A 19520-nucleotide genomic window follows, 5' to 3' on the forward strand; every position below is an offset into this window, starting at 1 on the left:
CCGTATTTCGCAGCCGAAACAGCTAGAGCACCCAGCCCTGCGCCAAGAAAGGCGAGCGAAATTGCTTCAAATGCTCGGATCGCGAACCAAGCCGGCTTGGGGTTTCTTCGCGCAAGTTGCATCCCTAAGACAAACAGTATTCCAACGACGGACCCAACCAGCACGAAAGGAATCGCACTCCACTCGATTGGCGGCACTGACGCTCTAGCTGACTCCAATGCGGACGGTCCGGACACCAAGCCCAGAAGGAATACGGCGATCAAAATTGGCTTCCTACCCTTCATTTTCCTTGCTCTAACGTTGCGCTCTGGGGCAGTTTACTTTATGCACCTTTGTGCGAGAATGCGAGCGAAGTGAGCCGCACAAAGGTGCATAAAGTAAACTGTCCCTCAGCAGCGCCTTGTTAGGCGGATTACCCACTATAGCCCTCAACGTGCTGTTTACCTGAATCCCCAATTTCTTCCCACTCAGCTTTGGAGCCAACAAAAAGATGATGTGCTACTTTAAGATTAGTGGTATCCGTGGATATTAAGCTTACAGGAACATACATATTCTTTTCATCGTTTTCACCGGGAACCGGAGAGCCACAAATCTCACAGAAACTCGTTTGCCAATCATGTTCTGGCTTTGACCATAGACGGACATGATCTTTACCTTTCGACCACTTAAAATCAGCTTTACCTACGATGCTAACAGCGATTCCCATGCTTCCGGTCGATCGGCGACAAATTGAGCAGTGGCATATAAATACATCTGAAATTTCTCTGTTTATTTCAAACGACACCGCCCCACAGTTACAATTTCCTTTTACCATTGCTTAAACTCTGATTTAACGCCTAACAGTTTTATTCACGAGCCACTGGCTCTTTATCACCAGGCGCTTGTATGCTGGCGCGCAGTTCATCATAAATTGATTTTTCCATTTAAAATCATATAGATAGCTGAAATTCTTTCTTTGCACACAAAGTAAAACGAGCCACGCGCTCTGTTATTTTTGCTTTCCTTTGGCTCGAAGTCTCAGTGTTACCCCCTTTAAAGTCAAGCACTTAGCGGCTGCTTTCCGGTGAACAAGAGCCACTGGCTTCTGAATACGGGCTTGACATAAATCCCACCGAACAAATACTGTATATAAAAACAGCAAAAGGATGCTTGGTTATGACCATGGATGATATTCGACCTCGGATTCCCGCCCAACCGGTACGTTTTTTGGACAGGCTGCGTCTGCATATTCGCGAGAGCGGATTGGCGTATACCACTGAGCGAACTTATATCCATTGGGTGCGGCGTTTTATCTACTTTCATCAGAAGCGCCACCCGAAGGAAATGGGCGCAGCCGAGGTGGAACACTTTCTCACGCATATTGCGCAGCAGAGGGATTGCTCTGTCAGCACTCAGAGGATAGCGTTGAACGCTCTGGTATACCTGTATACGCGCTTTTTGGGAGTAGCGCTCGACAACCTGACTTTCTCGCAAGCGAGAATTCCCCGGCGCCTACCTGTGGTCTATAGCCGTAGCGAGGTTTCGGCAATTCTCTCTCACCTGCACGGTGTAAGCCGGTTACAGGTACAGCTGCTCTACGGCGCCGGCTTGCGATCTGCTGAGCTGCTCTCACTGAGAGTCAAGGATGTCGATTTCGGCAGTAATAATATTTTCGTACGGGGAGGTAAGGGCAATAAGGACCGTACCACAATGTTGCCGCAGTCGCTGGTACCGGAACTCAAGCGGCAGATACAGAGGGTACAGATTTTACACGCTCAGGATCTGGTCGAGGGCTTTGGTGCGGTCTATTTGCCGGATGCGCTGGAGCGGAAATATCCCAATGCGGCGCGGGAGATTGCATGGCAGTATTTGTTTCCCGCCAGCAAAATCAGCCGTGATCCCCGTACCGGAATAACGCGCCGCCACCATTTGCATCCGTCTGCACTGGCAAAGCAAATTCGGCGGGCAATCCGCGCCGCCGGGATTCATAAGCCAGCCCGCGCCCACGCCTTTCGCCACAGCTTTGCCACTCACCTGTTGGAAACGGGCTATGATCTGCGCACGATTCAGGAGTTGCTGGGCCATACGGATATCACAACCACGGAGATCTATACCCATGTGGTGAACCGTGGTGGTAAAGGTGTACTCAGTCCAGTAGACCGAATGCAGCCGCCGGACGGAATCGCTGAGCCGGTGGTAACCTATGGAATGGCAGCTTGAAGGAAGGGGACCGGGTTGTTTGGGTTAGGCCCTCTCCCCCACCCCCTCTCCCTGAGGGAGAGGGGGCAAAAAAAGCCCCGCGAATGCGGGGCTTTTCGTTGGCTTGGCCGGATAAGGCTGGTTTTACATCATGCCGCCCATTCCACCCATTCCGCCCATACCGCCCATGCCACCCATGTCGGGCGCGGCCGGCTTCTCTTCCGGCAGTTCGGCGACCATGACTTCGGTGGTGATCATCAGGCCGGCGATTGAGGCGGCCGCCTGCAGTGCAGTGCGGGTTACCTTGGTCGGGTCGAGGATACCCATTTCCAGCATGTCACCATACTCGCCTGTGGCGGCGTTGTAGCCGTAGTTGCCGGAACCCTGCTTCACTTTGTCCACCACGACGGAAGACTCGTCACCAGCGTTCTCTACGATCTGGCGCAGCGGCATTTCCATGGCGCGCAGTGCGGCGGCGATGCCGTGGTTCTGGTCTTCGTTGTCGCCGGTCACCTTGACCGCCTGAACGGCGCGGAGCAGTGCGGTACCGCCGCCGGGCACCACGCCCTCTTCAACCGCAGCGCGGGTGGCGTGCAGGGCGTCTTCGACGCGGGCTTTCTTCTCTTTCATTTCCACTTCGGTGGCGGCGCCGACCTTGATCACTGCAACACCACCGGCCAGCTTGGCCACGCGTTCCTGCAGTTTCTCTTTGTCGTAGTCGGAAGAGGAGTCTTCGATCTGGGCACGGATCTGGCCGACGCGGGCTTCGATGTCTTTGACATCGCCGGCGCCGTCCACGATCACAGTGTTCTCCTTGGACAGGGTAACGCGTTTGGCGTTGCCCAGGTGCTCCAGAGTGGCGCTTTCCAGTTCCAGGCCCACTTCTTCGGAGATCACGGTGCCGCCGCTGAGGATGGCGATGTCCTGCAGCATGGCCTTGCGGCGGTCGCCGAAGCCCGGTGCCTTGACGGCGGCCACTTTCACGATACCGCGCATGCTGTTTACCACCAGGGTGGCCAGGGCTTCGCCTTCCACGTCCTCGGCGACGATCAGCAACGGCTTGGACGACTTGGCTACCTGCTCGAGCAGGGGCAGCAGGTCGCGGATGTTGGAGATTTTCTTGTCCACCAGCAGGATGTAAGGGGAATCCAGCTCCGCGGTCATGTTCTCCTGGTTGGTGATGAAGTAGGGGGACAGGTAGCCGCGGTCGAACTGCATGCCTTCCACTACGTCCAGTTCGTTCTCCAGGCCGCTGCCCTCTTCCACGGTGATCACGCCTTCCTTGCCCACTTTCTCCATGGCTTCGGCGATGATGGTGCCCACGCTGTGGTCGCTGTTGGCGGAGATGGTGCCCACCTGGGCGATGGACTTGCTGTCTTCACAGGGGGTGGCCAGGGTGGCGATATGATCCACAGCGACAGTCACTGCCTTGTCGATACCGCGCTTCAGGTCCATGGGGTTGAAGCCCGCGGCGACGGATTTGAGGCCTTCGGTAACGATGGCCTGGGCCAGTACGGTGGCGGTGGTGGTGCCGTCACCGGCGATGTCGGAAGCCTTGGAGGCCACTTCCTTCACCATCTGCGCGCCCATATTTTCGAACTTGTCTTTCAGCTCGATTTCCTTGGCTACGGATACGCCGTCCTTGGTGACGGTGGGAGCGCCGAAGGACTTGTCCAGTACCACATTGCGGCCTTTGGGGCCCAGGGTGGTCTTGACCGCGTCGGCCAGGATGTTTACGCCCTTGAGCATCCTCTGGCGGGCGCTGTCTCCGAATTTTACGTCTTTAGCTGCCATGATTCTTTTTCCTCAATTCTGTGCATTTCTGTCCTCGCACCCGAGACGGGCGCGACTTGGAGGTGAAGGACGGATTTAGCTTTCCAGCACGCCGTAGATATCGCCCTCGCTCATGATGATCAGCTCTTCGCCGTCCACCTTGAGGGTATTGCTGTCGGCGTAGCGGCCGAATACCACGGTATCGCCCACTTTGACGGACAGCGCGCGCACGTCGCCGTTGTCGAGCAGCTTGCCTTCGCCCACGGCGACGACTTCGCCCTGGTTCGGCTTCTCTTTGGCGGCACCCGGCAGCACGATACCGCCGGCGGTCTTTTCTTCTTCTTCCTTACGGCGCACTACGACGCGGTCGTGTAAAGGACGAATTTTCATGGATAAGCTCTCCATTGAGTCGTTTGAGGTTTCCAATGTCAGGAAGGCCCTGAACCCGGCGGGCTTTCGGGCCCCGAGTGCCCCGCTCTGACCGGCAGAGCCGGGGCAAAAACTTGGGGTGCTCCCTATCTATGGGCAGCCGTACAGATTTCAACGGGAGTGGAAAAAAAAACTGTGCGGACGGGGACCGCCGGTCAGATGCGGAGGCACATCTGATTATTATTTAGCCATCCTTGTGATCTTCGCGCTTGTAGTCTCCCTCGATGACGTCCCGATCGCGCTCTCGCCCGCCCCTCTTTCCCGGGGGATATCCCGGGCCGCGTACCACCGTTACATGGCGCAAAATACGCCCCAGCAACAGCTGGCGCAGTCCCGGGATCAGGCAGGCGAAACCGAGGGCGTCGGTGATAAAGCCCGGGGTGAGCAGCAGGGCGCCGCCCACGGCGAGAAAGATCCCCTCCGCCATCTCCCTCGCGGGGAGTTCGCCGGCCTCCATTTTGCGCTGGGCCCGCATGACGGTGGACAGGCCCTGGCGACGCAGCAGCGCCAGCCCCACCACCGCGGTGAGCAGCACCAGGCCGATAGTGGGAAGCGCGCCGATTTCGCGGCCCACGGTGATCAGCAGCCACATCTCCAGGATGGGCATGATAATGAACAGCAACAGCAGTGAGCGCATGGGATGGGTTCCTCCGGGGCAGTTCACTTGTTGCTTCAAGCGAAACTGGGTATTTTTCAATATGCTGTAATAAATGAGGAGTGCTGGCAAATACTTCAAGGGCGCCGCAATCAACCTACCGCGGCCGGAAGCAAAGGAGGCTTTCATGGAGAGCGAACAGCAGAGTGCGGTATCCACTCCGGCATTGTCCCGGAACCGCCATCTACTGGACGAGGTGCTCGGTGAAGCGGATATCCGCATCAACGGCGACAGACCCTGGGATCTTCAACTACACCGCGCGGAAGCGCTGGACGAAATAGTGGCGCGCCACAGCCTGGGGCTGGGCGAGACTTATATGCGGGGCGACTGGGACGTGCCGGCTCTGGACCAGTTCTTCTACCGCATCCTGCGCACCGACCTGACCCGCCATATCAAGCCCTGGCGCCACGCCGTGCGCATTCTGCGCAGCTACCTGGTCAACCTGCAGAGCCGCAGCCGCGCCTTCGAGGTGGGCGAGCGCCACTACGACCTGGGCAACGAATTCTACAGCGCCATGCTCGACCGCCGACTCACCTACAGCTGCGGCTACTGGCGCGAGGCCGAAACCCTGGAGCAGGCGCAGACCGACAAACTGGACCTGATCTGCCGCAAGCTCGGCCTGAAGCCGGGGATGCGTCTGCTGGATATCGGTTGCGGCTGGGGCAGCCTGGTGAGCTACGCGGCGGAGCACTATGGGGTGGAGTGTGTGGGGGTCACCGTATCCAAGGCCCAGTGCGACTATATCCGGGAACACTACCGGGACCTGCCGATCACCGTACATCTGCAGGACTACCGCAGCCTCAACCAGTCGTTCGACCGCATCGCCAGCGTGGGTATGTTCGAGCACGTGGGGCACAAAAACCATCGCGCCTTCATGCGCGTGGCCAGGCGCTGCCTGAAAAAGGACGGACTGTTATTGCTCCATACCATCGGCAAGAACCAACGCCGCTCCACCACCGACCCCTGGATCGAGAAGTACATATTCCCCAATGGCGAACTGCCCTCGGCGGGCCAGATCGGCGACGCCGCCAACAACCTGCTGGTCTGCGAGGACTTGCACAACTTCGGCAGCGACTACGACCGCACTCTGATGGCCTGGCACCGCAACTTCGAGGAGCACTGGCCGCGTTTCTCCGGGCAGTACGGCCAGCGCTTCTACCGCATGTGGCGCTACTACCTGCTGTCCTGCGCCGGCGCCTTCCGCGCGCGGCATATCCAGCTGTGGCAGTGGATCTTCTCGGAAAGGCTGGAAGGGGGCGTACAGAGGGTGTCTTGAATGCGGAATGATGAATGCGGAATGCGGAATGCGGAATGCGGAATGCGGAATGGCGAGACTAACTCTCGCTCTTCGTTGTCACCTTTTTCCGGTGCTTGATGGTTTTTGAGCTGGTTACCAGTATGGCGATCAGCTCATTAGCCTCCTCCATGAGATCGTCCAGCCGCTCTCCCTTCACCAAATTGGAACCTATCAGGAGTTCGAGCCAATAGAGGGTTTCCTCCAGCTCCTGTTGTGCCACTTCGATCTTGCTGATCATCTCCGCATCGGAGCGGCTCCGTTTACCCTCTCTGATATGCGCCCCGACCGACGTGCCTGAACGTAACACTTGCTTTCCGATGACCTGCGCCTCGGTGGATTTCGGCAAACTGGAGTAAAGTCGAATAATTCGCAACGCAAAGTGCTTGGTTCTCTCGACAATACTCCAGTTGGCACTCATCCTAGTTATTCCGCATTCATCATTCCGCATTCCGCATTCCGCATTCCGCATTCCGCACTCCCGACTAAACCCGCGCACCGCCGTCGATATCCAGCACGCGGCCGCTGACGAAGTCGTTTTCAAGGATAAACGCCACCGTGGAGGCGATTTCATCCTGTTCACCCATCCGGCGCAGGGGCACCTGCTTGACCAGGGACTCGAGGATTTCGGGGCGCATCTGCGCCACCATATCGGTGTTGATAAAGCCCGGGGCGATGGCGGCCACGCGCACACCGTAGCGGGCCAGTTCCCGCGCCCAGGTGACGGTCATGGCGGCCACCCCGGCCTTACTCGCGGAGTAGTTGGTCTGGCCCATATTGCCGGCGCGGGACAGGCTGGAGATGTTCACGATCACCCCGCCCCGCCCGCTCTCCGCCATGATGCCCGCCGCCGCACGGCCGCACAGGAAGACGCCGGTGAGGTTGACATCGATCACCGACTGCCACTGGGCCAGGGACATGCGGTCGGCCAGTTTGCCGTTCTTTATCTTGATCAGCATGCCGTCGCGCATAATGCCGGCGTTGTTGACCAGCACATCGAGCCCACCGAAATCCGCGGCGATCTGCGCCAGGCCGCTGTCCACTTCCTCTTCCGAAGATACATCGACTCGGTAGCTGCGCGCCTCGGCCCCCAGCTTTTCGCAGGTGGCAACACTCTCCGCCAGGCCCGCGTCGTTCACGTCGATCAGCGCCAGGCGGGCGCCGCGGGCCGCCAGGTACTCCGCCATGGCCCGACCCAGGCCCTGGCCGGCGCCGGTAATGGCTGCGATGCTGTCGGAAATTTGCATAGGGGCTCCTTGTCGTAATCGTCTTATTAGTTCCCTCTCCCTCCGGGAGAGGGTTAGGGAGAGGGGGAATTAAAGATTACTACCACTGGTAGCCGACGCCCACGGTCAGCTTGGTGTCCTCTTTTTCGCTCTCCAGGGAAGGGGTGTTATCGTAGAGCCAGTGGTAGGCGACTTCCATCAGCACCCCCTTCACCAGCGGCGTGCGCATTCCCAGCCTGGCGTTGCTCTGGTAGTCGTCGCCGCTGTCGATGGACTGCAGCATTTCCTGGTTGAAGTAGATCTCCGGCCCCAGGGAGAACTTGTAACGGTAGTCAATCGCGGCCCGGGCCGCGGCGTAGCGATCGTCCTGGTTCTCGCTCAGCTCGCTGTCGATGAAATCCTCTTTCAGGCTGCTGATACCGCCCTGTACCGAAAAGGCAGTCTTGTCGGTGTCGTAGAACTGGTAACCCAGGCCGAGACCCACGGTGATACCCAGGTCCAGGTTGCGCGCCTCCTCCCGCTCCAGGGCGCTATTGGCGGCGGAAAACCACTTCTCGGAAAAGATCCAGCGCAGGTTGTAGCCGAGCTGGTATTTCTCCAGGGAACTCTCCTCCACCCGGTTCTGATTCTGGTACAGCGCGTTCAGCAGGTGGCGGAAGTCGCCGTCGCGGATATCCAGGTTCGCATTGACATCCAGGTCTTTGCGCTCGCGATTACCGTGTTCGAAGACTCCGCCCGCACTGACGTTGCCATGGAGAATCGTGGGGTTGCCGACAAACTTGACGTAGGGCTCTGCGCGCTCGATTGCGGGAAAATCCATCACCCAGCCGGAGCCTTCATCGCAGTACAGTTCCCACTGCTCACGCCGGTGACCAGCCAGAGTACAGGGTTCCTCGCGGCCTGCTATCTTCAGGTCCAGGTCCGTATCCAGCGACAGGATTTTGGCCTTTTCGATGCGCACCTCACCGAAGTTCTCCGCATTCCACACCACATGTTCCCGCTCCACCAGCACCAGTTCGCCGTGCACCCGGTCGCCGTTGCTCAGGGTGAGGACACCGGCCGCGGCATTGAGGGAGACAAGTGAAAGAAAAAACAGGAAGATAGAGGTTAATTTATAAACAGCTCGAACCACGAAAGAAAATCCTGGAATTACTGGAGTTATCGAAAGTGAATTTTTCTGTGGGAGATAACGCACAAAACGAGGGCAATGATGCCATAACTCGCATCTGTCGTGTACTGGCGGAGATACCCCTGGGGTATGTAATCACTTACGGCGACCTCGCGGAGATGGCCGGCTACCCCCGCGCGGCGAGGCTCGCCGGGCAGACGCTGCGCAAACTACCCCGCGGCACCAAACTTCCCTGGCACCGGGTGATCAACGCTCAGGGGCGGATCTCCCTGCCGGAGCCGGCGTCGCAGCGACAGATCGAACGGTTGCAGAAGGAAGGAATCACCCTGTTGAACGGCAGAGTGGACTTGAAGAAGTACCGATGGAGTCCCTAGTCCGGGTTTCGCTCTATCGGCTTGGCCATAACGGCGACCGATTCGGGTGTGCTGTTCCCCCTCCAGGGCGCCACCACCATCAGCAGCAGCATCCCGGGCACGGCCAGTGCTGTGCAAATCAGGTAGAATTCGGTCCACCCCACCCTCTCCACGATAAATCCCGTAGTGGCATTGGCGAAGGTGCGCGGTACCACCGCGAGTGCGGTGAACAGGGCCAACTGTGTCGCTGTGTGGTGTTTGCTGGTCGTTCGCGCAATGAACGCCACAAAAGCCGCGGTCCCCAGCCCTACACCGAGGTATTCAAAGCTGATCACCAGGGCCAGCAACCACAGGTTGGGCTCAAAGCCGGGCGTTCCCACCCTTCCCACATTCGCCTCGGAAAGCAGGATAAAGCCCAGGATTGACGCCATCTGCACGACCCCAAACAGCCATAGACTCTTATTGATACCGATACGCACCATCAGAAGGCCGCCCAGAATACCGCCGATGACCATTGGCCAAAGGCCGGCGTTTTTGGCAACCAGGCCGATTTCGGTTTTGCTGTAACCCATATCCAGGTAAAAGGGGGTGGCGAGTGCAGTGGCCATGTTGTCCCCCAACTTGTAGAGGAACATGAAGGTGAGCACCAACAACGCCTGTCTGACGCCGTTGCGTTTGAAAAACTCTATAAATGGCTGGGTCACCGCTTCCGCCAAAGTCTTTGGCCTCGCACTCGGATGAGTGGGTTCACCCACCATCAGGGTCATCATCAGGCCCACGCCCATAAAGGCGGCGGTAATTAAAAACACCTGATCCCAGGGGAGAATATCGGCGAGCACCAGACTCAGCGCCCCGGGTATAAGCCCGGCGATCCGGTAGGCGTTGACGTGGAAGGAGTTACCTAAGCCCAGCTCGCGATCCGGAAGGATTTCCCTGCGAAAAGCGTCCAGCACTATATCCTGGCTGGCACTAAAGAAAGCCACGCCGCCACATAATACGGCCACGGTCCAGATGGAAACCTTGGGATCCAGCAGGCCCAGCACACCGATGCTAAGCAACAGCAGGAGCTGTGTGACCAGCAGCCAACCGCGGCGCCGGCCCAAAAACGGCATCTGATAGCGCTCCATCAGAGGAGACCACAGAAATTTCCAGGTGTAGGGGAAACCCACCAGAGAAAAGAGGCCGATAGCCGCCAGACTGACATCTTCGGAGCGCAGCCAGGCGGGGACGAGCTGTATCAGTACGTAAAGCGGCAACCCCGAACTGAATCCGGTAGCGATGCAGATCAGCATACGCCGGTTAAATATGGCTTCCCCTAGTGTATTTCCGCTCATGCGATCCCTGAAGGGTGCCTCCGAGTATTATTCGTTGAGGGGGGTGCCCCGTCGTGACATTTAGAGCACTTCAGCGGCCCACTACCGACCGTAGACCACTTCCAGCTGCGCCTCCGCCAGTTTATTGGCGTTGACGTAAAAGCCCACCTTAGCCGGCGAGTCCATCTCGTCCAGCGGCAGTTGCTCAACTTTGAGCGCGAATACCTTGAACTGGTAATGGTGGTCACCGTGTCCCTCGGGAGGACAGGCGCCCCCGTAACCGAGGCTGCCGAAGTCGTTGCGGCCCTGAATCGCCTCGGGGATCAAACCGGTTTTCGGATCCCCGGCGCCCTCCGCCAGTTCGGTCACATCGGCGGGAATATTGAACATCACCCAGTGCCACCAGCCGCTGCCGGTGGGCGCATCCGGATCGTGGACCATCAGGGCGAAGCTCTTGGTGCCCTCGGGGGCACCGATCCAGCTCAGCTGCGGGGAAACATTCTCCCCGCCACAGCCGTTGTAGACGTGTACATCCGGCATGCGCTTCCCGGGAGCCAGGGTTTTCGAGGTGAGCACGAGCCCCGCTGCGGAAGAAGTTGTCGAAGACATAGCGGCAAGTACCGAAAGAAGTGTGGCAGCCACCAGTTTAGCAGTCCCCAAATGGCGCAGTTTGCGTGACACGACGTTCATGGCGATTCATCCTCCTCGCTCGGTTCGGAAAAGAATTCAGCGACCCGGTCCAGATCCATATTGCCACCGGTCAGCACCAGGGCGACCTTCTTGTTGCGAAAGCGCGCGCCGTGCTCCAGCACCGCGGCCAGCGGCACCGCCGCGGAGGGCTCCACCAGTTGCTTGGTGCGGGTCCACAGCAGTCGCATGGCGTTCACTATACCCCGCTCGGACACAGTGACGACATCCCGCACCGTGCGCCGCGCTATCGCGTAGTTGCGGCGCCCGAGGGTGGTGCGCAGGCCGTCCGCTATGGTGCGGGGCTCCTGGGTGGAGATATGTACACCGCCGCGCAGGGAGCGCTGGGCGTCGTCGGCACCGGCGGGCTCGGCGCCGATCACCAGCACGTCCGGCGCCAGCGCGGCGATCGCCAGCCCCACCCCGGCGAGCAGACCCCCGCCGCCCACTGGGGCCACAACGATGTCCGGGGTAAAACCCTGCTCGCGGCACTGCTGCATGATTTCCAGCGCCACTGTCCCCTGGCCGGCGATGATCCGCCGGTCGTCGAAGGGCGGCACCACATGGGCGCCGGTCTGGGCTACCACCTTCTCCAGCGCCGCTTCGCGGTCGTCCAGGGTGGAGCCGCAGGTGACTATCTCCGCGCCGTAGCCGGCCACCGCGGCGCGCTTGGCCGCCGGCGCGGTCTCCGGCATAACCACGGTGCAGGCCAGGCCGCGCTCCGCCGCCGCCCAGGCCAGGGCGGCGCCGTGGTTGCCGGAAGAGTGGGTGGCAACCCGGCCGGTGTCCGGCGGCAGCCGGGTCAGGGCATTGCTGGCGCCGCGAGCCTTGAAGGCGCCGACTTTCTGCAGATGCTCGCACTTGAACCAGAGGTTGGCACCGGTGATGCCATTGATCTGCCCGCTGCTGATCAATGGAGTACGATGTACGCGGCCGGCGATATTCTGTGCGGCGGTGAAGACTTCCGCGCTGGTGGGCAGGTCATTGCGATCGGTTGGCATGGTATCGACAAATCCGTCGTGGTAGTCCGCTATTGGCCGGAGTTGGCAGAGCAGCGAGCTCCGGGTCAAAACGCCACCACAGCCCGGCCCGCCAAAAGCATGGTGACCCAATGGCCGGGGCCAGTCAAAGATAAAATTCACGGCCGGGTTCACACGTGTCCAAGCCGCATGGCGCTCCCCTGCTGCCGATTTCATTGAACAGGAGGGCTTCCAGGCGAGGGCGTCCCTGAGAGCCTGTTTGGAGTCTTGCACGGAACTCTCTCCAGGGTCGGGTGGGGGCCGCTTTCCGGAACCGTATGAGGCATGGATGCCGATTACGAGCGTACAGGGACGTATTTAAGGGGGGCGTGCAGCACCATAGATCGCAAACAGGCTCTGAGAACTACCGCAACAGGCGCAGCAGTTTGAATTTTTTGCCGGTAAAGGGCGCGTAACGCAGGTCCAGGTCGAACAGGTAACTGCGCTTCATCACCGCCTTGAAATGGCTGAAGGTCTTGAAACCGTGCTCGCCGTGGTAGGCGCCCATGCCGCTGGGGCCCACTCCACCGAACGGCAGGTCGTGTGCGGCCATAAACATCATGCAGTCGTTGACGCAGGCATTTCCGGAGCTGCAGTGGCTGAGGATGCGGTCGGCGAGGTGCTCGTCCCGGGTGAAGACATAGAGCGCCAGCGGCTTCTCCCGCCCATTGACGAACGCCTCCACCTGTCCGAAATCCTCCAACTCGATCACCGGCAGCACCGGGCCGAATATCTCCTCCTGCATCACCGGGGCCTGCACGCCCACGTTGCGCAACAGGGTGGGCGCCACATAGCGGTTCTCCACCTCCACACGGCCGCCGAATACCACATCGCCGTCGGCCAGGTAGTCGGCCAGGCGCTGGGCGTGGCGGCGGTTGACGATACGCCCGTAGTCGGCGGACTGACCGGGGTCCTCGCCAAACATTTCGCGTACAGCTTTCTCGATCGCCGGCAGCAGCCGGTCGGCGGTAGCCCTGGTGCACAACAGGTAATCCGGCGCTATACAGGTCTGCCCGGCGTTGGTGAACTTGCCCCAGGCGATGCGGCGCGCGGCGACATCGATATCTGCGTCGTCGGCGACGATGCAGGGGCTCTTGCCCCCCAGTTCCAGGGTGACCGGAGTCAGGTGCCTGGCCGCCGCGCTCATTACTATCTTGCCCACGGCACCGCCGCCGGTGTAGAGAATATGATCCCAGCGCTGCTCAAGCAGCGCGGTGGTTTCCGGTACCGCGCCCTCGATACAGGCGAAGGCGTCGTTATCCAGATAGCGGGGCAACAATTCCGCCACCAGTTTTGATGTGGCGGGGGCCAGTTCCGAGGGTTTCACCACCGCGCAGTTGCCGGCGGCAACGGCCGGTACCAACGGCGACAGCAACAATTGCAACGGGTAGTTCCAGGCACCGATGATCAGCACCACCCCCAGCGGTTCGGGCTGGATGTAGCTCCTGCCCGGCTGGGCGATGACCGGAGTGGAGACACGGCGCTTCCCGGCCCACTTCTTCAGGTGTTTGAGGGCGTGATCGATATCGCCATACAGGGCGGAGACCTCGGTGGTATAACCCTCCTGCGGCGCCTTGTTCAGGTCCTCGCGCAGGGCCTGCAGGAGCTGCTCCTCGTTGTCCGAGAGCAGCTTGCGCAGCTGGCTGAGCTGCTGGCGGCGCCAAGCCAGATCCGCCGTGGTGCCGCTGCGAAAGTAGGTTCTCAAACCGGCCACCAGGGCTGCGGCGTTGAGTTCGCCGCCGGTACCGCCGTCGATATTGGCTGCCATTTGCGGCTCCAGGGTGGATGCTTGCATAAATAGTTCTGCCCCCGCCTCGAACTCTTATTGTTCTTTTGATGGCCATCTATGGGCCTTGACCTTGCGTGCAATATCCGGGGCAGCCGGCGACAAGTCAAGCCGTCGACTGGAACAAAGTTCCAAGCTTGGCGCCAGTTTCAATTCTTCCATCCTAATGATCGATCAGAAGTCAAACAGCACCAATAACGCCAGCACCGTGATCCACAACAACAGGGCGCGGGACAACAGCGACTGAAGCCCTTCCAGTTGCGCGCCGCAGGCCCGCTGCCCCTCGGCCACCTCCACGCCGGCGCTGCACTCACTGGCATCGATACCGCCCAACGCGCCCTCCAGGTAGATTTCCAGCACCTCCGGGGTACTCCGCTCGCGGCAGGTGAGGCACTGGCGCCAGGCGCGGTAGCAGCCGGCGAAGTTACCCACGATGGCAAAACTGAATCCCATTGCCCGCACCGGCAACCACTCCAGCAGCCACAGCCAGCGCGCGGCGGTTTCCCTGTTCCCACCCTCTGGCGCCGCGTCTGCGTAGAGTGCGCTGAGGCGGTACATCAGTGCGCCGGGTACCCCCAGCAACAGGAACCAGAACAGCACCGCGAACAGGCGCTCGAAGGCGCAGTAGGCCGCGCCGCGGAAAACCTGCTCGTGCAGTACCTGCGCCTCGTCCGCCGGTGCCTCCGGCAGTTCGCGAAACAGCGGCGCGGCGGCTTTGCGCGCCGCATCCAGGTCGCCCTGGTACCAGTTGCGCAGGTAGTTGGAAACCATTTCGTTGAAGTTGCCCCGGCCCAGACAATAGAGCAGCAGCAGAGCCCCCAGCAACAGCGCCCCCACGCCACCCAGCGCGGCTTTCGCCAGCACCATCAGTATCGCTGCGGCCACCACCGGCGGCAGTACCGCCGCGGCGAGCATCCGCTCCGGGTGACCCTGCAGCGCCCCGCGGCCGGAGAGGCGGCCGCACCACCAGTGGAACCAGTCGTCCCGGTGCAGGGGAGCGCCGGAACCCCAGAACTGCACCAGCCCCAGGGCCAGCAGTACCGTGAAAAGAGCCATAGTCAGGTCCAGTCGGTTAGATTATCGATCGAGAAGAATAACGCCAGCGGTACGGGGAAAACCAGTGGTTGGCGTAGGGTGCTCCGTGCGCACCGCCCAGTCGATGGTGCGCGCGGCGCACTATGTCACTTGGTCCAACTCCCGGTGAAAGCGCTGCCAGTCGAACCCGGGGCCGGGGTCCAGCTTGCGTCCGGGGGCAATATCGGAGTGGCCGGTGATCCTGTCGCGGCCGATCGCCGGATAAGTGTTCATAATCGCCGCGGTGATCCCCGCCAATGTGCGGTACTGGATGTCGGTGTAGGTATCCGTGTCCAGCCCTTCCAGTTCGATGCCGATGGAGAAGTCGTTGCAGTCCGAGCGCCCGCAGAACTCCGACTGGCCGGCGTGCCAGGCCCGCTTGTCGCAGGGCACATACTGGGTGACCCGGCCGCTTCGATCGATCAGGATATGGGCGGAAACCCGCAATCCGGCGACTTCGGAGAAGTAGGGGTGGGCGTCGATATCCAGCCGGCCTAGAAAGAAGTCGTCGATGTAAGGGCCGCCGTACTGTCCCGGCGGCAGGCTGATGCAGTGGATCACCAGCAGATCCACTTCGGTGCCGTCGGGGCGATCGTTGCAGTGGGGGGTCGGGACCCGGCGGGCACCGGACAGCCAGCCGGATTCGAATTGGTATTTCACTATGATTTCTCCAGTACGACTGGAGACAATTCTATGGGAAGAGGCATGAAAGTGGCGAGGATACTGTAAGAGCCTGTTTGGGCTCTTCCATGGAACTCACCAAGGCCGGTTGGGCTCACCTTCCCGGTTAACTCATCTCGCCGCGCTTCTTGCGCACATTGCCGATCACCGACTGCAGCGCCCGCTCGAACAACATACCGTCGTCCAGCGGCATCAGTTGGGCGGTGCGCAGGGCGTGGGCCAGTTCGAGGCGCGAGAACTCCGCCACCTTGGCGCCGTTGCGGTTGACGAAAATAAACTGGTCGATGTCCTTGATCACCGCGGCCAGGCGGCAGCGGAATTGTTCGTCGTCGGAGCGCTTGAGTTCGAACCAGCTGCCGTGGGCCAGGCGGAAGGTCTGCTGCCAGTGAGGATCATTTTCCGGGAGTGCCGCCAGGCTTCCGCTCTCCGGTTCCACCGGGGTAACTTCCGCCTCGGCCACCACCTGCTCCAGCTCCTCCATCTGCGGCACAGCCAGTTGCGGCTCCGGCTCGGCCGCCGCAACCTGTGCCACTTCGCGCTCCTCCGCCAGATTCTGCTCCGCCTGTTCCCGGGCCTGCCGTTCGCGCTCCTCGCTGAGCTGCTGGGCCAGGGCAAAGCGCTCCCGGTAGACTTTTTTCAGCTCGGCGAACAGGCGCCGGGCTTCGAAGGGATTCAGGGATACCGCCTCGACGCCCTCCCGCAGGCGCTCCTGCAGCGCCGGCAGCAGCCCCAGCAGTTGCTGGCGACTGTCCGGCATCGGGGCCTGTACACTCCACACCAGGTCGCGGGCGGTGCGCACATCGCGGCTCCAGGCTTCACTTTCGGTGCCCTCTTTCACACAGGTGAGAAACAGCATGTTGTTCCACACCTTTTGCAGCCACTCCTGCACCACCGGCGGCAGTTCCCGCTCGGCGACCAGGGCATCCATCACCGCGGCTACGCGGGCGCGCGCGGCCTGGGTCTTGGCGCGACCGTCGGCCTCGTCGACGATGCGGCGCTCGAGCATCTCCGCGCGCTTGCGCTCGCGCTGGACAAACTGGCGGAAGGATTCCAGCAGCAGGGAGAAGATGTTGACGTCGCGGTCGAACTCCTCGAGCACCCGGTCGACGACCTTGCTGACCTCCCGGTACAGGGGATCGGTCTCGTATTGCTCCCCCGGTTGCCAGCCGGTGGCGGCATCGGCGAGCTCATTGAGCAGTTTGCGCGCCGGGTGGCCGCCCCTGCTGAAAAAGGACTTGTCGGCGATAGCCACCTTCAGCAGCGGCAGTTGCATGCGCCCCAGTTGGTTCTTGATCGGCTCCGCCAGGTTGCGGTCGTCCAGGATGAAGGAAAACAGCATTTCCACCAGCTTGATGATATCGCTGTCCACCTTGGCGAGGGATGCGGACTGGTTGGACTGCACCAGCCGCTGCTGCAACAGCTCGGCCACATTGAGCAGCTGTATCCCCCCGTCGCCCTGGTAGGGCGCATCGCTCTGCAACTCTCCCAGATGGCTCAGAAGGTCACCGGACGGCATGGGGGCGAGCCCCGCACTGGCGGGCACCAGTCCCGGGGCGAAATTGCCGGAAGTCATACCGCCGGAGACCCCGGAGCCCCCGCCGCCCTGGGTGCCGGTGCCCTGGGCGGACGCCGCCGACCCGCCCGCGGGCGCCCCCGGCGCGGGGCGCGACGACCGCTGCCGGACCTGGCGCCGCTGTTCGCGCAGGTTGGGGAGGATTCCCCGCTCCATCAGCAGTTCGTTGCAGCGATCGTAGATGTCTTTCAGCTGCAGCATCACCCCCTGTTCGAACTTCTTCAGCAGAGTCAGGCGGGCGCGGATATGCAGATCCAGGGGCCGCACGGCCTCTACGAAAGCGTCGCAGATGGCGTCGGGCCCCAGGGGGTTGTTCTTGTCGTAAATCTTGACTGGGTAGAGGGTATCCAGTCGCAGGGACAGTTCGGTGATGGGCTCGGCGAAGTCGCGCCTGGCATTGGCCACCATGGTATCCGCGGCTACCAGCTGTTCCAGGTCGTCGTTGTGTACCAGGGAGAGATTCTCGGAAGCGAAGGGGGCCTCCCCTTCCGCACTCTCCTCCCGAACCTGGAAGGCCAGGTCGATATTGCCGGCAAAGCGCTCGGCGATCGCCCGCCGCTCCACCCGCAGCAGCCGCAGCGCCTGGAACAGGCCGTCCTGCTCTTCCTGGCCGTGGGCGCGCTCGGCCATGGAGAAGAGGGAGTCGTCCACTTTGCCTAGCAGCTGCTTGACCTGCTCCAGCAGCAGACTGCTCGCCTTCTGCCGCAGGGCCTCCACCGTCGACGGCAGCGGGGCATTCTTGCGTGAGGAGAAACCCAGCCCGGCACTCTTCTCCGCCAGGGAAACCACCTTGTTCGAGTCTTTCATAGCCATTCGGACCTCTGCGCGCGCGCCGGGCGCACTGCGCTGTTGATAGTAAATGCGGTTGGCGCCCGGTAACCATCTGTTCTTTATTTTGTGTGTGGCGCCGCCCGGCTGAAGTCCCCAACTGGGCCCTATTCTACCGCCCATCGCAGACCCCTTGACAACGGAGAAATGCCAATTTGAGATGGCAGTCACAGGTGATTGCGAATAAACCCGGAGGGCCGCTTCTGATAATATTGCGCCTCCGAATTTCCGAGGTCCGGCCATGCACCCGCAAGACACAGCCATCCCCAACCTGGTCGCCGACCTGCAGCACTCGGTGCGCACAGCGCTGACGGAGGACGTGGGCTCCGGCGATATCACCGCCCAGTTGATCCCCGCCGACCAGCGGGCCCGCGCACGGGTGATCACCCGCGAAGACTGCACCCTGTGCGGGCGCGCCTGGGTCGAGGAGGTCTTTCGCCAGTTGGACCCGGACCTGCGCCTCGAGTGGCATTTCGAGGACGGCGACAAGGTCCCGGCGGAGTCGGTGATCCTCGAACTGGAGGGCAGCGCCCGCAGCATTCTCACCGGCGAGCGCACCGCGCTGAACTTCCTGCAGACACTCTCCGGCACTGCCACCACGGCGAGTCAATACGCCAACCGCGCGGCGGGCACCCAAATCAGGATACTGGATACGCGCAAGACCATCCCCGGCCTGCGCAGCGCGCAGAAATACGCCGTGCTCTGCGGCGGCTGCCGGAATCACCGCATCGGCCTCTACGACGCCTTCCTGATCAAGGAGAACCATATCGCCGCCGCCGGGGGCATCGACAAGGCAGTGGCCCAGGCGCGCGCCATCAAGCCCGGGGCAGTGGTGGAAGTGGAGGTGGAAAATCTCGACGAGCTAAAGCAGGCCCTGGCGAGCGGCGCCGACGTGATTATGCTCGACGAATTCACCGACGCGGATACCCAGGCCGCCCTCTCCCTGGCCAGGGGAAAAGCCAAGATCGAAATCTCCGGCAGCGTGGACAGCGAGCGATTGCGGCAGTTGGCCCAACTGGACGTGGACTACATCTCCTCCGGCAGCCTGACCAAGCACCTGCGCGCAATCGATCTCTCGCTACGCATCGACCTGTGAGTCAGCGGGCAGCGGCTATTCTACTGGTAAGCGCATACCGAAGAGGAGAACGACGCCATGAAACAGTGCGAGACCTGCGGCAACCAGTACGACAAACCCATGGAAATCACCCTGCACAACCAGAGCCACACATTCGACAGCTTCGAGTGTGCCATCCAGGCCCTGGCGCCCACCTGCGCGCACTGCAACTGCCGGATTCTCGGTCACGGTACCGAGGTGGGCGACGAGTTCTATTGCTGCGCCCACTGTGCCTCCGCGGCGGGGCACGACGAGGTGATCGACCGGGCCTAGTGTAGTGTTCCATTCTGTTTGGAACTTAAGCGGCTGTTGGCACGAATGACTTTCTGCAGTATATCGCGCGCGCTTTTGGTCCAGATGAACGGCTTGGGGTTCGTGTTGTGGTGAGTGATGTACTCCTCGATAGCA

Annotated in this window: 20 protein-coding genes; 5 read left to right on the forward strand and 15 right to left on the reverse strand. The window is 61.0% G+C overall.

Annotation, left to right across the window (positions count from 1 at the left end; genetic code table 11):
* Nucleotides 1–263, reverse strand: a 263-nt coding sequence (locus ACRC0P_RS12310; protein WP_438631304.1) for a hypothetical protein, incomplete at its 3' end; no start/stop codon positions are given.
* Nucleotides 264–412: 149 nt separating this feature from the next.
* Entirely contained in the window at nt 413–814 is a 402-nt protein-coding gene (locus ACRC0P_RS12315; RefSeq protein WP_308365913.1) for a GFA family protein, read from the reverse strand.
* Nucleotides 815–1155: 341 nt separating this feature from the next.
* On the opposite strand from ACRC0P_RS12315, the gene ACRC0P_RS12320 reads away from it, so the two are divergent.
* Nucleotides 1156–2199, forward strand: coding sequence for an integron integrase (locus tag ACRC0P_RS12320; protein WP_438631306.1), 1044 nt, complete (start codon nt 1156–1158; stop codon nt 2197–2199).
* Between the two features lie 123 nt (nt 2200–2322).
* On the opposite strand, the gene groL is transcribed toward ACRC0P_RS12320, so the two are convergent.
* The 3 genes from groL to ACRC0P_RS12335 form a co-directional block, all read right to left on the reverse strand.
* A complete protein-coding gene (gene groL, locus ACRC0P_RS12325) occupies nt 2323–3972 on the reverse strand; it encodes a chaperonin GroEL (RefSeq protein WP_438631308.1) in 1650 nt (549 codons plus the stop codon).
* A gap of 75 nt (nt 3973–4047) precedes the next feature.
* Nucleotides 4048–4341 carry a co-chaperone GroES gene (locus ACRC0P_RS12330; RefSeq protein WP_438631310.1) on the reverse strand — a complete coding sequence of 98 codons (294 nt, stop codon included), beginning with the start codon at nt 4339–4341 and terminating at the stop codon, nt 4048–4050.
* Between the two features lie 223 nt (nt 4342–4564).
* Complete coding sequence (locus ACRC0P_RS12335) at nt 4565–5017, reverse strand: FxsA family protein (RefSeq protein WP_438631312.1); 453 nt, start codon at nt 5015–5017, stop codon at nt 4565–4567.
* Between the two features lie 145 nt (nt 5018–5162).
* Between ACRC0P_RS12335 and cfa the strand changes: the two genes are divergently transcribed.
* Nucleotides 5163–6311 carry a cyclopropane fatty acyl phospholipid synthase gene (gene cfa, locus ACRC0P_RS12340; protein ID WP_438631314.1) on the forward strand — a complete coding sequence of 383 codons (1149 nt, stop codon included), beginning with the start codon at nt 5163–5165 and terminating at the stop codon, nt 6309–6311.
* 58 nt (nt 6312–6369) lie between these two features.
* On the opposite strand, the gene ACRC0P_RS12345 is transcribed toward cfa, so the two are convergent.
* The 3 genes from ACRC0P_RS12345 to ACRC0P_RS12355 form a co-directional block, all read right to left on the reverse strand.
* Nucleotides 6370–6750, reverse strand: coding sequence for a four helix bundle protein (locus tag ACRC0P_RS12345; RefSeq protein ID WP_438631316.1), 381 nt, complete (start codon nt 6748–6750; stop codon nt 6370–6372).
* Nucleotides 6751–6814: 64 nt separating this feature from the next.
* Nucleotides 6815–7576 carry an SDR family oxidoreductase gene (locus tag ACRC0P_RS12350; protein ID WP_438631318.1) on the reverse strand — a complete coding sequence of 254 codons (762 nt, stop codon included), beginning with the start codon at nt 7574–7576 and terminating at the stop codon, nt 6815–6817.
* Nucleotides 7577–7655: 79 nt separating this feature from the next.
* Nucleotides 7656–8687 (reverse strand): DUF481 domain-containing protein, encoded by a 1032-nt coding sequence (locus ACRC0P_RS12355; protein ID WP_438631320.1) that lies wholly within the window; start codon nt 8685–8687, stop codon nt 7656–7658.
* 47 nt (nt 8688–8734) lie between these two features.
* Between ACRC0P_RS12355 and ACRC0P_RS12360 the strand changes: the two genes are divergently transcribed.
* Entirely contained in the window at nt 8735–9058 is a 324-nt protein-coding gene (locus ACRC0P_RS12360) for an MGMT family protein (protein ID WP_438631322.1), read from the forward strand.
* On the opposite strand, the gene ACRC0P_RS12365 is transcribed toward ACRC0P_RS12360, so the two are convergent.
* The 7 genes from ACRC0P_RS12365 to ACRC0P_RS12395 all read right to left on the reverse strand — a co-directional run bounded on the left by ACRC0P_RS12365 (nt 9055) and on the right by ACRC0P_RS12395 (nt 17983).
* Nucleotides 9055–10371, reverse strand: a complete 1317-nt coding sequence (locus tag ACRC0P_RS12365; protein ID WP_438631324.1) for an AmpG family muropeptide MFS transporter — start codon at nt 10369–10371, stop codon at nt 9055–9057. The genes ACRC0P_RS12360 and ACRC0P_RS12365 overlap by 4 nt on opposite strands.
* Before the next feature lie 81 nt (nt 10372–10452).
* On the reverse strand, nt 10453–10959 hold the full coding sequence (locus ACRC0P_RS12370; protein WP_438631326.1) for a YbhB/YbcL family Raf kinase inhibitor-like protein: 507 nt from the start codon (nt 10957–10959) through the stop codon (nt 10453–10455).
* 77 nt (nt 10960–11036) lie between these two features.
* Nucleotides 11037–12038 carry a threonine ammonia-lyase gene (locus ACRC0P_RS12375; RefSeq protein ID WP_438631328.1) on the reverse strand — a complete coding sequence of 334 codons (1002 nt, stop codon included), beginning with the start codon at nt 12036–12038 and terminating at the stop codon, nt 11037–11039.
* 382 nt (nt 12039–12420) lie between these two features.
* Entirely contained in the window at nt 12421–13851 is a 1431-nt protein-coding gene (locus tag ACRC0P_RS12380) for an aldehyde dehydrogenase family protein (protein WP_438631330.1), read from the reverse strand.
* 165 nt (nt 13852–14016) lie between these two features.
* A complete protein-coding gene (gene ampE, locus ACRC0P_RS12385) occupies nt 14017–14898 on the reverse strand; it encodes a regulatory signaling modulator protein AmpE (protein WP_438631332.1) in 882 nt (293 codons plus the stop codon).
* 120 nt (nt 14899–15018) lie between these two features.
* Nucleotides 15019–15576 (reverse strand): 1,6-anhydro-N-acetylmuramyl-L-alanine amidase AmpD, encoded by a 558-nt coding sequence (ampD, locus tag ACRC0P_RS12390; RefSeq protein WP_438631334.1) that lies wholly within the window; start codon nt 15574–15576, stop codon nt 15019–15021.
* 127 nt (nt 15577–15703) lie between these two features.
* Nucleotides 15704–17983: a DUF1631 domain-containing protein gene (locus ACRC0P_RS12395; protein WP_438631336.1), complete on the reverse strand. Its 2280-nt coding sequence runs from the start codon at nt 17981–17983 to the stop codon at nt 15704–15706.
* A 256-nt stretch (nt 17984–18239) separates the two neighbouring features.
* Between ACRC0P_RS12395 and nadC the strand changes: the two genes are divergently transcribed.
* Complete coding sequence (gene nadC / locus ACRC0P_RS12400; protein ID WP_438631338.1) at nt 18240–19094, forward strand: carboxylating nicotinate-nucleotide diphosphorylase; 855 nt, start codon at nt 18240–18242, stop codon at nt 19092–19094.
* 57 nt (nt 19095–19151) lie between these two features.
* Nucleotides 19152–19385, forward strand: a complete 234-nt coding sequence (locus ACRC0P_RS12405) for a hypothetical protein (protein ID WP_438631340.1) — start codon at nt 19152–19154, stop codon at nt 19383–19385.
* The last annotated feature ends 135 nt before the right edge of the window (nt 19386–19520 follow it).

The sequence above is a fragment of the Microbulbifer sp. genome, assembly GCF_051659245.1.
GTDB lineage: Bacteria > Pseudomonadota > Gammaproteobacteria > Pseudomonadales > Cellvibrionaceae > Microbulbifer.

Excerpts from the sequence above, each read along its gene's own strand:
- ACRC0P_RS12380 (WP_438631330.1), bottom strand. The coding sequence starts at position 13,851 with ATGCAAGCATCCACCCTGGAGCCGCAAATGGCAGCCAATATCGACGGC.
- ACRC0P_RS12395 (WP_438631336.1), bottom strand. The coding sequence starts at position 17,983 with ATGGCTATGAAAGACTCGAACAAGGTGGTTTCCCTGGCGGAGAAGAGT.
- groL (WP_438631308.1), bottom strand. The coding sequence starts at position 3,972 with ATGGCAGCTAAAGACGTAAAATTCGGAGACAGCGCCCGCCAGAGGATG.
- ampE (WP_438631332.1), bottom strand. The coding sequence starts at position 14,898 with ATGGCTCTTTTCACGGTACTGCTGGCCCTGGGGCTGGTGCAGTTCTGG.
- ACRC0P_RS12370 (WP_438631326.1), bottom strand. The coding sequence starts at position 10,959 with ATGTCTTCGACAACTTCTTCCGCAGCGGGGCTCGTGCTCACCTCGAAA.
- ACRC0P_RS12405 (WP_438631340.1), top strand. The coding sequence starts at position 19,152 with ATGAAACAGTGCGAGACCTGCGGCAACCAGTACGACAAACCCATGGAA.
- nadC (WP_438631338.1), top strand. The coding sequence starts at position 18,240 with ATGCACCCGCAAGACACAGCCATCCCCAACCTGGTCGCCGACCTGCAG.
- ACRC0P_RS12330 (WP_438631310.1), bottom strand. The coding sequence starts at position 4,341 with ATGAAAATTCGTCCTTTACACGACCGCGTCGTAGTGCGCCGTAAGGAA.
- ACRC0P_RS12315 (WP_308365913.1), bottom strand. The coding sequence starts at position 814 with ATGGTAAAAGGAAATTGTAACTGTGGGGCGGTGTCGTTTGAAATAAAC.
- ACRC0P_RS12335 (WP_438631312.1), bottom strand. The coding sequence starts at position 5,017 with ATGCGCTCACTGCTGTTGCTGTTCATTATCATGCCCATCCTGGAGATG.
- cfa (WP_438631314.1), top strand. The coding sequence starts at position 5,163 with ATGGAGAGCGAACAGCAGAGTGCGGTATCCACTCCGGCATTGTCCCGG.
- ACRC0P_RS12375 (WP_438631328.1), bottom strand. The coding sequence starts at position 12,038 with ATGCCAACCGATCGCAATGACCTGCCCACCAGCGCGGAAGTCTTCACC.
- ACRC0P_RS12345 (WP_438631316.1), bottom strand. The coding sequence starts at position 6,750 with ATGAGTGCCAACTGGAGTATTGTCGAGAGAACCAAGCACTTTGCGTTG.
- ACRC0P_RS12320 (WP_438631306.1), top strand. The coding sequence starts at position 1,156 with ATGACCATGGATGATATTCGACCTCGGATTCCCGCCCAACCGGTACGT.
- ACRC0P_RS12350 (WP_438631318.1), bottom strand. The coding sequence starts at position 7,576 with ATGCAAATTTCCGACAGCATCGCAGCCATTACCGGCGCCGGCCAGGGC.
- ACRC0P_RS12365 (WP_438631324.1), bottom strand. The coding sequence starts at position 10,371 with ATGAGCGGAAATACACTAGGGGAAGCCATATTTAACCGGCGTATGCTG.